Annotated in this window: 12 protein-coding genes and 1 tRNA gene; 8 read left to right on the plus strand and 5 right to left on the minus strand. The window is 44.3% G+C overall.

What is annotated here, in order from left to right:
• Nucleotides 1–107 precede the first annotated feature (107 nt).
• From R7035_RS14065 to R7035_RS14080, 4 genes are all read left to right on the plus strand, one after another.
• Nucleotides 108–184: transfer RNA gene (locus tag R7035_RS14065), tRNA-Trp, on the plus strand.
• 497 nt (nt 185–681) lie between these two features.
• Nucleotides 682–1014, plus strand: a complete 333-nt coding sequence (locus tag R7035_RS14070; RefSeq protein ID WP_005381768.1) for a DUF1904 domain-containing protein — start codon at nt 682–684, stop codon at nt 1012–1014.
• Between the two features lie 12 nt (nt 1015–1026).
• Nucleotides 1027–1863 carry a penicillin-insensitive murein endopeptidase gene (mepA, locus tag R7035_RS14075; protein WP_017633932.1) on the plus strand — a complete coding sequence of 279 codons (837 nt, stop codon included), beginning with the start codon at nt 1027–1029 and terminating at the stop codon, nt 1861–1863.
• 323 nt (nt 1864–2186) lie between these two features.
• Nucleotides 2187–2495, plus strand: coding sequence for a hypothetical protein (locus R7035_RS14080; RefSeq protein ID WP_005381765.1), 309 nt, complete (start codon nt 2187–2189; stop codon nt 2493–2495).
• Nucleotides 2496–2537: 42 nt separating this feature from the next.
• On the opposite strand, the gene R7035_RS14085 is transcribed toward R7035_RS14080, so the two are convergent.
• The 3 genes from R7035_RS14085 to rdgC all read right to left on the minus strand — a co-directional run bounded on the left by R7035_RS14085 (nt 2538) and on the right by rdgC (nt 5275).
• Nucleotides 2538–2792 (minus strand): YfhL family 4Fe-4S dicluster ferredoxin, encoded by a 255-nt coding sequence (locus R7035_RS14085; protein WP_005381763.1) that lies wholly within the window; start codon nt 2790–2792, stop codon nt 2538–2540.
• 2 nt (nt 2793–2794) lie between these two features.
• The gene (yegQ, locus tag R7035_RS14090) at nt 2795–4195 is read right to left on the minus strand and encodes a tRNA 5-hydroxyuridine modification protein YegQ (protein WP_186584457.1); all 1401 of its coding nucleotides are present in this window, start codon (nt 4193–4195) and stop codon (nt 2795–2797) included.
• A 165-nt stretch (nt 4196–4360) separates the two neighbouring features.
• Nucleotides 4361–5275, minus strand: coding sequence for a recombination-associated protein RdgC (gene rdgC, locus R7035_RS14095; RefSeq protein ID WP_005381753.1), 915 nt, complete (start codon nt 5273–5275; stop codon nt 4361–4363).
• A gap of 224 nt (nt 5276–5499) precedes the next feature.
• Between rdgC and phoB the strand changes: the two genes are divergently transcribed.
• The 3 genes from phoB to R7035_RS14110 are packed head-to-tail and all read left to right on the plus strand — an operon-like array spanning nt 5500 to nt 8487.
• A complete protein-coding gene (phoB, locus tag R7035_RS14100) occupies nt 5500–6189 on the plus strand; it encodes a phosphate regulon transcriptional regulator PhoB (protein ID WP_262651986.1) in 690 nt (229 codons plus the stop codon).
• Between the two features lie 40 nt (nt 6190–6229).
• Nucleotides 6230–7528, plus strand: a complete 1299-nt coding sequence (gene phoR / locus R7035_RS14105; protein WP_182016549.1) for a phosphate regulon sensor histidine kinase PhoR — start codon at nt 6230–6232, stop codon at nt 7526–7528.
• Entirely contained in the window at nt 7528–8487 is a 960-nt protein-coding gene (locus R7035_RS14110; RefSeq protein WP_017821959.1) for a PstS family phosphate ABC transporter substrate-binding protein, read from the plus strand. Before phoR ends, R7035_RS14110 begins: the two co-directional genes overlap by 1 nt.
• A 34-nt stretch (nt 8488–8521) precedes the next feature.
• On the opposite strand, the gene ppx is transcribed toward R7035_RS14110, so the two are convergent.
• Both ppx and ppk1 read right to left on the minus strand, forming a co-directional pair.
• The gene (ppx, locus tag R7035_RS14115) at nt 8522–10027 is read right to left on the minus strand and encodes an exopolyphosphatase (RefSeq protein ID WP_033905789.1); all 1506 of its coding nucleotides are present in this window, start codon (nt 10025–10027) and stop codon (nt 8522–8524) included.
• Nucleotides 10011–12101 (minus strand): polyphosphate kinase 1, encoded by a 2091-nt coding sequence (ppk1, locus tag R7035_RS14120; RefSeq protein ID WP_005381748.1) that lies wholly within the window; start codon nt 12099–12101, stop codon nt 10011–10013. Before ppk1 ends, ppx begins: the two co-directional genes overlap by 17 nt.
• Before the next feature lie 207 nt (nt 12102–12308).
• Between ppk1 and R7035_RS14125 the strand changes: the two genes are divergently transcribed.
• Nucleotides 12309–14513, plus strand: coding sequence for an ABC transporter permease subunit (locus R7035_RS14125; protein WP_318146166.1), 2205 nt, complete (start codon nt 12309–12311; stop codon nt 14511–14513).
• Nucleotides 14514–14637 lie beyond the last annotated feature (124 nt).

Raw genomic sequence — 14637 nt, forward strand, 5'->3', positions numbered from 1 at the left:
GGTAGTTCAGTTGGTTAGAATACCGGCCTGTCACGCCGGGGGTCGCGGGTTCGAGTCCCGTCCACTCCGCCACTTATTTGAGCGTCGTCTCAATAAACACGAATTACAGGGGTGTAGCTCCAATTGGCAGAGCAGCGGATTCCAAATCCGCGTGTTGGGAGTTCGAATCTCTCCACCCCTGCCATACTCTAAAGCCTCAGCAGTAATGCTGGGGCTTTTTTGCATTTGAAGAAAAGAGAAGCTGACTAGTTGGAAGAGTTGTCGATTCCTCTGATACCAAAGTATCGGGGGGATTGAAAGCTCATATCTCCGGGATATTGGTCCACTTCACCTATCCCCCATATTCATAAGCTCTGGCTTAGGTCAGGGGCTCTTTTATTTCTAACGAATATGTCTTTTATTCCTAACGTATAGTTTCAACGTCAGGTGTATGTTTATCCAACGAATATGGCATATCTTTGCTTCATATAGTTTTATTTTCTAGTAATGTAATTACTAAATGTTGATGTATCGCTTTGCTCTTTCTGTTTTACCTTCGAATTTCATAACACTTTTTCTTCGTTATCGAGCACATCTGATTCACAATCTATTGAAAGGTCAGTGGTTACATTGGCTTGGATGATTACTGACTTGGTTCCTGTTATCATCATGCATTAATGCTAATAATTAGGAAGTAAGTTTATGCCACATTTTCGATTCCGTGCTGTAGAGCCACAAGCTGTTCAGGCATTATCAAAACCCCTTACGGATGAACTTCAGCCTCTAATGGACTGTCCGCGTGAGGATTTTACTTTTGAGTATATCTACACTACGTTTTTCAATGAGGGTGAGGTGAGTGCTGCATATCCTTTTGTCGAAGTGCTTTGGTTCGACCGTGGCCAGGAAGTGCAAGATGAAGTTGCCAAGCTTATTACGCAACAAGTGCGCGGTATCGCTGGTGCCGATATTGATGTTGCAGTTATCTTTTCCGCCTTATCTCCTAAAGCTTATTACGATAATGGCGAACACTACTAAAGGTTAAAGGCTATGAGGCTGAGTTTCATTGTAACTTTGGGTTTATGTTTCTCAGCTTCAGTATGTTCTACTCCTTGGGAGTCTGCGGTTAATCCTACCCGAAACTCTTCCTCCTCTATTGGTAGTTATGCTAACGGTTGTTTAGATGGTGCATTACCCTTGCCTCTCGATGGCGTTGGTTATCAAGTCTTACGTAGTAAAACGAAGCGCTACTATGGGCACCCTAAAACGATAGAGTTTATTGAAAATCTGGCGCTTAAAGCTCATCAAAATCTCAACACCACTCTGCTAATTGGTGATTTGTCTTTACCTAGAGGTGGAAGGTTCTCCTCTGGTCATTCTAGTCATCAAACCGGGTTAGATATCGATATCTGGTTAAGACTTGCTGACCAACCGCTTTCTTATAACGAATTACAACTTCCTAAACCCATGAGTGTGGTGGATTTAAAAGGTTATTCCATACTTAATCATCGCTGGGAAGAGCGGCACTTTAAGCTAATTCGGTACGCTTCAAAAAGTAAGGATGTTGCACGAATTTTTGTACATCCTGTTATTAAGGAGCAACTTTGCTTGCAAGAAAACGGCAAAGATCGTTCTTGGTTACGTAAAGTGCGTCCATGGTGGGGGCATCATTACCACTTTCACGTCAGGTTGTCTTGTCCTGATTCGAGCGACTATTGTGTTGATCAAGCACCACCTCCAGTAGGCGATGGCTGCGGTGTTGAGCTCGCAAGTTGGGCCCCGAAAGCAAAACCTATTGATACCCCTCCACGGGTAAAAACAACCTCTAAGCCCAAACGAAAAAAAGTCGTTCCACCTCAATGCTTGCCGCTTATCAATCCTAATTAGTGTTACTCTTCAGGTTTATCTGTACTTGGTGATCTCTTTTATGAAACTGGAGAAACATCATACTTTTGTCTACATTGAATAGTACCAATACAAAAACTAACCCAATCAGTTTTGGGGACATATTATAGAAATCTAAATTAAACAAAGAGTTGTAGTATGGGTAAGTTGTAACTTCTCTGTTTAGAAAAAGACCTTTCGTCACGATACTCTGGTTTCTTAGCAATATGTCTGTCAGTTGGCTAAAAAGCAATAACAACGCAGACAAGTGTGTAAGGCAGGGATATACCCTTTTCCTGTTAGAAGAGTAAATCAAGGACAAAACCATGACTATGATTTGTGCAAAAGAATTTGCAGAGTGGTTAAGACACAGATTTAGCAGTGATACTAAAGGAGTCTCTTTGACTCGAGAGGATGTGAATCACCTGACTGGGCGTCAACGCCTTGATCCGGGTTTTGTTAATGATGTGCATTATGAGCTGATGCAATATGGAATGGCTTTCGTTACTGATACGAGCCGAGAAAACTTTTATTTAATACCTGTTTCTCAAGCGGAAAATTGGCGTGAGAGACTAGAGTATCATTTTGAAAAAGAGCTATTCTGCAATATTATCCCTATTGAAAAATCAGGTTGAGAAAAGGTTCAACTTTGATGCCAAAGTTGAACCTAATTGCTCTTATGCTAACCCTTGAATAATCACGAATTTTTCAAGCAACTGCTCTTCAGTTTCGACATGGTTCGGATCAGTGATTATGCATTTTGTAATTGGACACACTGACTGACAGGTCGGCTTTTCGTAATGCCCCTTACACTCTGTACATAGCGCTGGATCAATTTCGAAAATGCTCTCTCCCATACTGATTGCCCCATTGGGGCATTCGGGATCACACATGTCGCAGTTAATGCATTTGTCAGTAATGAGCAAGGCCATGGTTACTTACCAGTCGGGTTACGGGTGTCCTGCCCTGAGTTTAGATTACGCATTAATAGGCCATATTCTAAATCTAGCTCTGCTGGTACTGGAATGAATACAAAGTGACCGTTTCCTTTCGCGTCTTCAATAGACTCTGATTTGCGGTTTTCCATTGCCTCTAGCGTGAAAACAATATTGCCTTTTGGCGTCATTAGTTCAAGGCTATCACCGACAAGAAACTTATTTTTTACTTCTACTTCAGCCATGTCACCACGACGTTTGCCAGTGAATTCACCAACAAACTGTTGAGCATCAGAGACTGAGTAACCGTAATCGTAGTTTTGGTAAGTATCGTGTGTATGACGGCGTAGGAAGCCTTCAGTGTAGCCACGGTGAGCTAGGCTTTCTAGTGTACCCATTAGGCTTTCATCGAATGGTCGACCTGCTACTGCATCATCAATTGCTTTACGATAAACTTGAGCGGTACGTGCGCAGTAGTAGAACGATTTAGTACGACCTTCAATTTTCAATGAGTGAACACCCATCTTAGTTAAGCGTTCAACGTGCTGAACCGCTCGTAGGTCTTTAGAGTTCATGATGTAAGTACCATGCTCATCTTCGTAAGCCGCCATTTTTTCTTCTGGACGGTGCGCTTCAGAAAGCAGAACGACTTCATCTGTTGGTTTACCGCGACCAATTGTGGTTTCAGGGAGCTCGTCTTGTACTTCGACAGGCTGTGCTTCAGTCGGGTCGAATTTCTCTACGATGTCACCAGCGTCGTTTTCTTTACCCTCTTCAACTTTGTATTCCCAGCGGCATGCGTTAGTGCAAGTGCCTTGGTTAGGGTCACGTTTGTTGATATAGCCAGAAAGTAGGCAACGACCAGAGTAAGCCATGCATAATGCACCGTGAACGAATACTTCAAGCTCAGTTTCAGGGCAATGCTCACGAATTTCTTCGATTTCTTCTAGAGATAGCTCGCGAGAAACGATCACACGTTCCACGCCATTCGCTGCCCAGAACTTAACGGTCGCCCAGTTTACAGCGTTCGCTTGTACAGAAAGGTGAATTGGCATTTCTGGGAAAGCTTCACGAACCATCATAATTAGGCCTGGATCTGACATGATCAATGCGTCAGGACCCATCTCTACGATTGGCTTCAGATCACGGATGAACGTTTTTAGCTTCGAGTTGTGTGGTTGAATGTTACATACCACATAAAGCTTTTTGCCTAGGGCGTGGGCTTCATCGATACCTATTTTTAGGTTCTCGTGGTTAAACTCGTTGTTACGTACGCGAAGGCTGTAGCGAGGTTGGCCAGCGTAAACTGCATCTGCCCCGTAGGCGAATGCGTAACGCATGTTTTTCAGGCTGCCCGCTGGAGATAGTAGCTCAGGCACGAATGCTTTCTCAGTTGTCATTACTCAATTCTCTTTTATCTGATCACAAGTCAGGCCAATTCCACCTAATGGAAATGGGGCGCAAATTTTACGTCAAAATGTGAACTGTGACTAGGGTAATTGTGCTTCAGATAGAAAAACGCCCTCAAAAAAAGTGAGGGCGTTATGGTTAACCTTTATACAATATTATGCGTTAGGATTCGGTAAGCCGCCTAGCGCGTCGTATAGGTTGGGAAGGAAAGCACTGAACTCTCCACACATTAGAGAGAAGTCTGCATCAAATCGAGCTGCTTGATCTTCACGTGGAATATCATCGTTTTGATCTTTCAATTCATCAGAGAATTTTAGACGTTTGATGCCCGCATCTTCCGTCATAATGAACTCAATACGATCTTGCCAATTAAGCGCAAGTTTCGTCACGACTTTATCCGCAGCGATGTGGTTGCGGATTTCATCAGTGGTTAGCTCTTGCTTCTTACAGCGAATCACACCACCTTCTTCAAGTACGGATTTTAGCTCAGCTTCGTCCATCATGCTGATACCTTGAGGTGTGTCACCGCTTTTCACCCACTCGGTTAGCGTAGTTTCAATCGCCACTTCTGGAATAGCAGGAACAACAGGTAGACTACCCATGGTTTTACGAAGCAATGCTAATACATCTTCTGCTTTTTTATAGCTGCTTGCATCAACAAGGATAAAACCTTCTTTTGGCATGATGAGCACGTGAGTGTGGCTGCTGCGGCTGAATGCGCGCGGCAGTAAATCCATTACGATGTCATCTTTCAGGTTGTCTTTCTCTTTCTTCTTCAGAGGACGACCTTCTTGCGCTTCCATTGCTTCTACTTTTGCATTCAATGATTCTTTGATCACAGAGGCAGGTAGCATTTTCTCTTCTTTCTTGGCGCAAATCAGAATGCGGTTTTCTGACACGTGAGTCATCATATCGCCATGTCTACCCATTGCACTGACCCAGCCAAATTTCTGTTTGTCTTGACTGCCACACGGGGTGAATCGGAATTCAGACAGCTGAGTTTCTAGTTGTTCGGCGTTAAAAGTAACCTCGCGGTTAACGCGGTATACCAGACAGTTTTTAAACCACATAAATCTTCTCTAGGCTTGATGACAAGGGACTAATCATAGGGAATTTTTGTGCTGATGTCTTAATAGAAATGAAAAATATCCGAATGAACCTCAAAAGAAAGTTATATGAAAATTTGTTTTCAAAGGTCACAAAAGTGTCATAATTGGTAGTGATAATGCTTATGCATAGAGAGGCGCTTTGTCTCTTAAATTCATTAGCTCAACGAACATAAGGTTACTCAATTATGTCTAGAAGGATTCTGGTTGTTGAAGACGAAGCTCCTATTCGCGAAATGCTGTGCTTCGTACTTGAGCAGAAAGGTTACCAAGCGGTAGAAGCGGAAGATTATGATACTGCAGTAACCAAACTGGCTGAACCCTTCCCTGATTTAGTTTTACTGGATTGGATGTTACCAGGCGGTAGTGGCATTAACTTCATCAAACATATGAAGCGAGAGGAATTAACGCGCAGCATTCCAGTTGTGATGCTTACCGCTCGTGGTGAAGAAGAAGATAAAGTGCGCGGTTTAGAAGTCGGTGCGGATGACTACATTACCAAGCCATTCTCTCCTAAAGAGTTGGTTGCACGCTTAAAAGCGGTGATTCGTCGCGTTACCCCGACTGCACTAGAAGATGTAATTGATGTACAGGGATTGAAGCTTGACCCTGTATCGCACCGTGTTACGGCTAATGATGCGCCATTAGACATGGGTCCAACAGAATTTAAGATGCTTCATTTTTTCATGACGCATCAAGAACGCGTATACAGCCGTGAGCAGCTATTAAACAATGTTTGGGGCACTAACGTGTATGTCGAAGACCGTACGGTCGATGTTCACATTCGCCGCCTGCGTAAAGCATTGGAAGCTGCAGGGCATGATAAGCTGATCCAAACTGTTCGTGGTGCTGGATACCGCTTCTCGACGAAAGCATAAATTAACACGCAGCTTATCGGTACCATTTCTGGAGTTATGAGTGGTTGAAAGATTAACGTGGAAAAAGCTGGCCTGGGAGCTGGCTTTTTTTTACACCCCATGGGTGATAGTAGGTTGGATATTCGGTTATATGCCGTGGTTGCTTTTGGCTGCTACGGCATTGCAGCTTGTGTGGCATTTGCATAACCAAGTACGTTTATCTTCTTGGTTATGGGATGAAAAACGCCTCACGCCACCGTCAGGTAGCGGTAACTGGGAATCTTTGTTCAATGGGTTGTATCGCTTACAACAGCGCCAACGCCGCAAACGAAAAGAACTTACTAATCTTATTCGTCGATTCCGAAATGGTGCAGAATCGCTACCCGATGCGGTAGTGGTATTCCGTGCTGAAGGAAATATTGTTTGGTGCAACAAGCTGGCTCAGCACTTACTGGGCTTCCATTGGCCAGAAGATTCAGGTCAACCTATCTCCAATCTCATTCGTACACCTGATTTTATCAAGTACCTCAACAAGAAAGACTTTTCAGAGCCATTAGAAATGCGTTCACCACTCAATGTCGAACGCATGCTAGAACTACGTATCGTACCGTATACCGAAGGTGAACATTTGATGGTGGTGCGTGATGTTAGCCAGTTAAAACAACTTGAGGGAATGCGTCGCAACTTCTTTGCCAACGTATCTCATGAACTGCGTACACCAATGACGGTGCTACAAGGTTATCTTGAGATGACAGAAGACCCTGATATGGTCGTGGGTCCAATGTGGAGCAAAGCTCATGGTGTCATGACGGAGCAGCTTAACCGCATGAACAGTTTGGTTAACCAACTACTGACACTATCTAAAATTGAAGCGGCACCTATGCATGAGCTTGAGGAAGTCGTGAATGTGCCCGCGATGCTTGAAGTGTTAGAAAAAGAGGCGGTTAGCCTTAGTGGGGAAAACCAACATAAATTGAAATTTGATGTTGATGCAAGCCTACGCGTGTTGGGCGATGATGACCAGTTACGTAGTGCTATCTCTAACCTCGTTTATAACGCCGTCAAATACACACCACCTGGTGCGAACATTAATGTTCGTTGGTTCCAGACCTCTCAAGGCGCATGCTTAGAGGTGGAAGATAGCGGTGATGGTATTGAACCTCAGCACCTACACCGACTTACCGAGCGTTTTTATCGAGTAGATAAAGCAAGATCACGTGATACTGGAGGAAGTGGTTTAGGGCTAGCCATTGTAAAACACGCGCTGAGTCACCATGACTCTCATTTAGAAATTCACAGTGAAGTAGGCGTGGGCAGTAAGTTTTCTTTCGTATTGCCTGAGCGTTTGGTGGTGAAATAATGGCGTTACGATTGGCAAAAACATTCAGTTTATTCGCGCTTGTTTGTTCCTGTATGGCTGGCGCTCAAGATAAACCATTGCCGAGTTATCATAAAACGACGGGGATTGTCGGGAACTTGCTCTCTGTTGGCTCCGATACACTTGCGGGTATGACAACGCTTTGGGTTGAAGAGTTTAAATCCATTTACCCGAATATTAATGCGCAAGTCCAAGCATCTGGCTCTTCTACTGCCCCCCCAGCATTGACCGAACAAACAGCTCAGTTTGGTCCCATGAGCCGCCCTATGCGTTTAAGAGAGGTTGAAGCGTTTGAACGTGAACATGGCTACAAGCCAACTGCGCTCAGGGTCGCCATCGATGCAATCGGTATTTTTGTTCATCAAGATAATCCAATTCAAGGGCTTAACTTTAGTCAGTTAGATGCTTTGTTTTCTGCCACGCTGCGCTGTGGTGAAAGTCAATTTGTCACAAACTGGCAGCAACTCGGTCTTGAATCACAGTGGGCAAAGCGAAACGTCCAGTTGTTTGGTCGTAACTCCGTTTCTGGAACTTACGGTTACTTCAAAAGCAATGCCTTGTGTGGCGGCGATTTCAAGACCCGAGTTAACGAGCAGCCAGGCTCCGCGTCAGTTGTGCAAGCTGTAGCGTCAACCATCAGTGGAATTGGTTATTCCGGTGTCGGTTATCGAGTGGCAGGCGTGCGCTTAGTCCCTGTAGCTAAAATGGGAAATGACTATGTGACTCCAACGCGAGAACATATTGTTAGCGGTAAGTACCCACTATCACGTTACTTATATGTTTACGTGAATAAGCATCCTGATTACCCATTAACACCAATTGAAGCTGAGTTTATTCGCTTTATCTTTTCTGCTCAGGGACAAGCGTTGGTTGAGAAAGATGGTTATGTGCCCATTACGGCAGACTTTGCAGAAGAAGAGTTAAAAAAAGTCGGCCTGTAAGCCGACTTTTTATTTAGGTATGAAGAGTACGAGATCAGAAAGTGAGTGTCCACTTCGCGCTGTCCCAACGTTCTTGTTCTTCCTGTAAATCCGCGTGAAGTAATTTATTGTTTTCTAGCCATGCTTCATCTGTGCAGGTGAGAATCCATTCGTCATTTTTGATAGATAAGGTGATATCAGGCAATGGATCTTCATTACGCTGCCCATTTAATACGATAGAAAGTCGTAATATTTTGATGAGGCTTATAACGTCACTCTGTTTATAGAGATTGAAATCTGGTAGTTCTTGCAATTTGAGCGCTTTACGCTGGAAGCGAGCTAATGTTGCGAGCACTAATTGCTGCTCACGGTTGAAGCCTTGTAGGGTGGAGTGCAACAGAATATAAAAAGAGTGGCGATGGAAACTACGCAAGTTGATACTTAATCCGACTTCATGAAGCAACGCTGCCCACTCTAGTAAGTCAAATAACTCACTCTTTTTCTTAATGCCTAGTTCAGAGCGTACCTGACATAACATCTCACGTGCATGCCCCTTCACACGAGCGGCATGCTCTAAGTCGACCCGGTGCTTGTTGGCTAAATTTTCTGTGGTGCGCATACGAATATCGGAGCGCGCAAAACGCTCTTCCATTTCGTACAACAGGCCTTCGCGTAGAGCACCATCGGAGAAAAACATTTGCTCAATGCGAAGCGCTTTGAAAATCGCGGACAAAATCGCTACGCCTGCTGCGAATACGGGTTTACGTTCTTCTGTTAGACCCGCCAGTTCAATATCTTCAATGGAATCAAATTTACACAGAGTTTCGATAAGTGTATCCAGTCGACTCGCTGTGATCAGGCCATCTTCAAAACCTAATCCTACTAGCACTTCTTGAATCGCTTTGATGGTTCCTGATGAGCCGAGAGCAATATCCCAGCCCTTTTTACGATATGTTGAAGCGATGGACTCGAGTTTTTGTTCGGCCGCTAACATCGCCTTGCTGAAGTTTTTTCCTGACAGTTTGCCGTTTTTAAAGTATTGCTCTGTAAAACTGACGCATCCCATCTGTTTACTGTTGAGAAGCTCAGGCTCAAATTCTTGTCCAATAATCATCTCGGTACTGCCGCCTCCGATATCGATGACTAGTTTGGAGTTGGATTCTACTTGAGTGTGCGCGACGCCTAAGTAAATCAGGCGGGCTTCTTCTTCTCCAGGGATAATTTCTATCGGGAAAGGCATCACTTCTTTCGCACGCTCAATGAAAAGGTGGGCATTTTTAGCGCGTCTTAGTGTGTGTGTGGCGGCGATACGTACATTTGACTCATCAAGCCCTTGCAGCCTCTCAGCGAACATGGCTAAGCATTCTAGCGCACGCTCCATTGCGGCGTGACTTAAGTTCAATTCACTGTCGAGTCCTGATGCTAAGCGAACACGTTGTTTATGACGACTAACCAGTTGTAGGTCACTGCCGACAACTTTGGCCACCACCATATGGAAACTGTTTGAGCCGAGGTCTATCGCGGCAATGTAGCGAGTATCTTGTTCAAGTATTTGAGGCATCTGAATTTTGTTTTCTAGTTTGCTTTTCTATATTTTTAAGATAGTCATAGATAGCGATTTGAGAGCGAACTTTTTTGCGATTACCTCGTGGTACGTAAGCGTTACTCATTTCTTTATCTATTAAACGAGCCTTTACTGTATCGGTAAAATGGATATTCGTTATATCAATAATTCTCTGTTTCAAACGTGGATCACGGACTGGTACTGCTACCTCGATACGGTGATCAATATTTCTTGTCATCCAGTCTGCGGAGGAGATATAAACTTGCGGATCGCCATCATTGTGGGTGATCACCACGCGAGGGTGCTCAAGAAAGCGGTCAACAATACTGATGATGCGAATATTGTCGCTGATCCCCTCAATGCCCGGTACTAATGAGCACATGCCTCGAATGATCATGTTTATTTTTACACCGGAAGTACTTGCTCCATAAAGCTTATTGACGATGCCTTTATCAACTAGGTTATTGACCTTGATCGTAAGAGCGGCTTTTTTCCCTAGCTTGGCATTCGCAATTTCATTATCGATTAAGCGGTAGATTTGGGTTCGAGAATTACGAGGAGATACCATAAGGTGATTGAACTTCACTGGTCGGTATGGATTCTCAATGTAACCGAAGACATTACGGACTTCATTAGTGATTTCTTGATCTGCCGTAAGCAGGGAGAAGTCGGTATAAATTCGTGCCGTCTTCTCATGGAAGTTGCCTGTGCCGATGTGTGCGTAGCGAATAATTTCTTCACCTTCGCGGCGGCTAATCATCAGTAGCTTTGAGTGAATCTTAAGACCAGGCGCACCAAAGATGACGTGCACACCCGCTTCGGTTAATACTTTTGACCATTCGATATTGGCCTCTTCATCAAAGCGAGCTTGCAGTTCGACGACCACAGTGACATTTTTGCCGTTGTGCACTGCATCAATTAAAGAGTTCATCAAGCGAGAATCTTTCGCGACGCGATAAATGTTAATCTTGATACTAAGTACTTTGGGATCGAAGGAGGCTTGGCGCACTAACTCACTAATGTGGTCAAAAGTGTGGTAGGGATAATAGAGCAGAATATCTTTCGCTTTAATCGCGTCAAAGCTGTTGGCATAACCTTCGAAATCGGCACATTTCATTGGCGGGAGAGGTTTATTTTCAAGATACTCTCGTCCAACATTTGGAAAGCCGATGAAGTCTTTAAAGTTGTGATAGCGTCCGCCGGGGATAAGGTTATCGTAGTTAGAGATATTAAGTTTGTTACACAGAAACTCTAACATTTGAGGCGGCATATCGCGTTCGTAGACGAAGCGAACGGGCTTTGCTGTCAGTCGCTGATTGACACCCTCTGACATTTGTTCAAGCAAGCTGTACTCAATTTCATTGCGTAAATCGTATTCAGCGTCACGCGTCATTTTCATCGCATAGCCGCTAAGCTCATCATAATCAAAAAAGCCTTTGAACAGCTCGTCCAAACAGTGGCGGATAATATTATCAAGTAAGATGATGGTTTTTCGACGCTTTCCTTTCTGTTCTGGTACCATCACAAAGCGGGGAAGGTGATCGGTCGGAATTTCGATCAGAGCGTACTGGTAATGTTCTTCTTTACGCAGTTCTACGGCGATGTAAGCGTACTCGTCTTTGAGAAATTGCAGAACATCGATCTCGTCTTTCATTAGGAGGGGAGTGATATGCGGCATTACCTCTCTACGGAAGTATTTCGCGATCCACTTTTGTTGCGATTCATCCAGTTGTTGCTCGTTGACCAAGAAAATGCGACGTCGCGCCATTTCTCGAATCAACTCGCTGTAAAGCTCATCAAATTGTTCGTTAAGCTTTAGTGCTTTCGACTGCATTTTGGTTAACAGTCGTTTAGGGCTATCACTGCCACCGCGCTCTTGGCTGATTAGGATTCTGCGCTTCACGTCCGCAAAGCGTACTTTGTAAAATTCATCTAAATTGTTGGAAAAGATCCCAAGAAAGCGAATACGTTCGATCAAAGGGACGGTTTTATCGGCAGCTTCTTGTAATACTCGTTCGTTGAAAGACAACCAACTCAGTTCTTTTTCTATATATAGTTTTTCTGCGCTCATAACCTTACCTAGCCAAAAGTGAAGTATTACGTACTCATCTTGGAAAAATGGATGAGTGAGAACATTATGAGATTTTCATTACAGATTTATTTCATACCACGCATTGCATAAGAGTTGTATTCTTTTCAGGTGTTTAATGTGATCTGTAATATAATTGTCATCTTAACGACATATTCTAGTACTAAGTCAAAAAAGGTAGAGATTTAAATGGCACAAGCCGAGTTTTCATTGCAGGAAAAAGATAAGAAACGACTGATAAAAGATCGTTTAGTTCGACTTGCAGTGACATCCGGTGGTGTCGGCGTACTCGCGGCGCTTATTTTGATCTTTGTCTACCTCGCCATGGTGATCATTCCGCTTTTTTCTGATGCGGAGATCAAAACCAACCAAGCCATTCGAGCCACTCATATTGAAACACCACTTGCGATTTCAGTGGATGATTACGCTCAGCTCGCGTTCGTTCTAACCCAAAGTGGTGAGATTCAATATTTGTCGATGGACGATCCTACGAAACCTGCGGTGTATACACAGCAAATAGTCCAGAAACCCGTCGCTTTCTCTCAATCTGCTCCTGGGCTAGGTTGGTATGGATTTGTTGATGGGCAGGGTAAAGCGAACCTTTTCAAGCCAGAATTTAATGCCACATTTAGAGAAAATACACGTCCTCCGGAAGTGATTGAGCTAGACACCAGCATGGATCTGACACTAAGTACGCCTCAAGATCCTGTGACTCAGTTTGTATTTGCAGCTTCGACGCCCTTACCAACGGTTGTTTGGCAGACGCAAAGCGGTGAAGTGAAAGCTCGCTGGCAAGTGGCTTCGTCTTTGGGTACGCCTCCTACAACGATCGATTTTACGTTCTCTTCAGGCTTTAATACGCCTCAGCAAATGTTGTTGACACCTGACGGTGAAACGCTTTATTTGCGCGATGGCTCTGAGTTGATCGTGTTAAAGAAAACCGCACGTAAATTTGCTGTGCGAGAGGTGGTCGATCTCACTCAAGGTGATAAGAAGCATTCCGTTCGTACGATAGACTTATTGGCTGGTGCTTACTCGCTTTTGGTGACGCACAACGATGGTCGGGTGTCGCAATGGTTTGATACGCTGCAAGAAGAAAAACGCACGTTAACGCATATTCGTGATTTTAAATTGGCATCAGAGCTTAAGTATTTGTTGCCGGATTCTCATCGAAAAGGATTTTATAGCTTTTACACCAACGGCACGCTGCAAAGCCATTATACAACCAGTGAAAAACTGGTGTTGTTTAAGCGTGCGTACAATCAAGCGCCCGCAATCGCAGCAATGTCTAACAATGAACGCTACTTAATCACTTGGCAAAATAATGCGTTAAATGTTGCGGAAGTGGACAATGCCTATCCGGAAATTTCATTGTCTTCATTATGGCAAGAAGTGTGGTACGAAGGGTATCCTGAGCCTGAATTTGTGTGGCAATCGACTTCGGCGAGCGATAACTTTGAGGCTAAGTTCAGCCTAGTACCTATTGCGTTTGGAACGATAAAAGCGGCGATGTTTGCGATGCTGTTTTCAGTACCGCTCGCAGTGCTAGGTGCTATTTATACGGCTTACTTTATGTCGCCACGCATGCGTCGTGTAGTAAAACCGTCGATTGAGCTAATGGAAGCACTGCCGACGGTGATCATAGGTTTCCTCGCGGGATTGTGGTTCGCGCCTATTGTCGAAGATCACCTGATTACGATCGTCGTTATGCTGTTTGTTTTGCCCTTGAGCACCATGATTATGGGCGGGCTATGGGCATTAATACCGCAACCTTTGCGGAATCGTCTGCCCAATGGTTGGCATGCTTTAGTGCTCATGCCTGTCATATTGGTACTGATTGTGCTTGGAGTGTGGATTTCGCCTACGATTGAGCAGACGTTCTTTGGTGGCGATATGCGCTTATTCTTAACCGAGCATGGTATTGGTTACGATCAACGCAATGCATTGGTGGTGGGGTTAGCGATGGGGTTTGCTGTTATCCCGACGATTTTTACCATTGCCGAAGATGCCATTTTCTCTGTACCGAAGCATTTATCGGATGGCTCTTTGGCATTAGGGGCCACGCCTTGGCAAACTTTAATCTATGTTGTCTTGCTTACTGCAAGTCCAGGTATTTTTTCTGCCATTATGATGGGCCTGGGACGCGCTGTTGGCGAAACCATGATTGTGTTAATGGCAACGGGCAATACGCCATTAATGGATTGGAATATTTTGGAAGGATTGCGCAGCTTATCGGCAACCATTGCGGTGGAATTGCCAGAGTCAGAGGTTGGCAGTTCGCATTATCGTTTGTTGTTCCTCGCTGCGTTGATTTTGTTTGTCTTCACCTTTGCGGTGAACGCGCTGGCAGAGTTGGTACGTCAAAGATTGAGAGATAAATACCGTGCGTTGTAATAATGGTTTGAATAAAGAGCGAGTAATAACGTGTTAAATTGGATTCGTTCTGGCGCACCGTGGATATGGCTAACAGGCGGTGCGGTCAGCATCAGTCTGTTGTCGGTGTTAGGGTTATTGCTCC

This window comes from Vibrio sp. 1731, from assembly GCF_033339955.1.
GTDB classification, from domain to species: domain Bacteria; phylum Pseudomonadota; class Gammaproteobacteria; order Enterobacterales; family Vibrionaceae; genus Vibrio; species Vibrio alginolyticus.

Excerpts from the sequence above, each read along its gene's own strand:
- R7035_RS14110 (WP_017821959.1), top strand. The coding sequence starts at position 7,528 with ATGGCGTTACGATTGGCAAAAACATTCAGTTTATTCGCGCTTGTTTGT.
- R7035_RS14080 (WP_005381765.1), top strand. The coding sequence starts at position 2,187 with ATGACTATGATTTGTGCAAAAGAATTTGCAGAGTGGTTAAGACACAGA.
- mepA (WP_017633932.1), top strand. The coding sequence starts at position 1,027 with ATGAGGCTGAGTTTCATTGTAACTTTGGGTTTATGTTTCTCAGCTTCA.
- R7035_RS14085 (WP_005381763.1), bottom strand. The coding sequence starts at position 2,792 with ATGGCCTTGCTCATTACTGACAAATGCATTAACTGCGACATGTGTGAT.
- ppx (WP_033905789.1), bottom strand. The coding sequence starts at position 10,027 with ATGCCTCAAATACTTGAACAAGATACTCGCTACATTGCCGCGATAGAC.
- R7035_RS14125 (WP_318146166.1), top strand. The coding sequence starts at position 12,309 with ATGGCACAAGCCGAGTTTTCATTGCAGGAAAAAGATAAGAAACGACTG.
- ppk1 (WP_005381748.1), bottom strand. The coding sequence starts at position 12,101 with ATGAGCGCAGAAAAACTATATATAGAAAAAGAACTGAGTTGGTTGTCT.
- R7035_RS14070 (WP_005381768.1), top strand. The coding sequence starts at position 682 with ATGCCACATTTTCGATTCCGTGCTGTAGAGCCACAAGCTGTTCAGGCA.
- rdgC (WP_005381753.1), bottom strand. The coding sequence starts at position 5,275 with ATGTGGTTTAAAAACTGTCTGGTATACCGCGTTAACCGCGAGGTTACT.
- yegQ (WP_186584457.1), bottom strand. The coding sequence starts at position 4,195 with ATGACAACTGAGAAAGCATTCGTGCCTGAGCTACTATCTCCAGCGGGC.
- phoB (WP_262651986.1), top strand. The coding sequence starts at position 5,500 with ATGTCTAGAAGGATTCTGGTTGTTGAAGACGAAGCTCCTATTCGCGAA.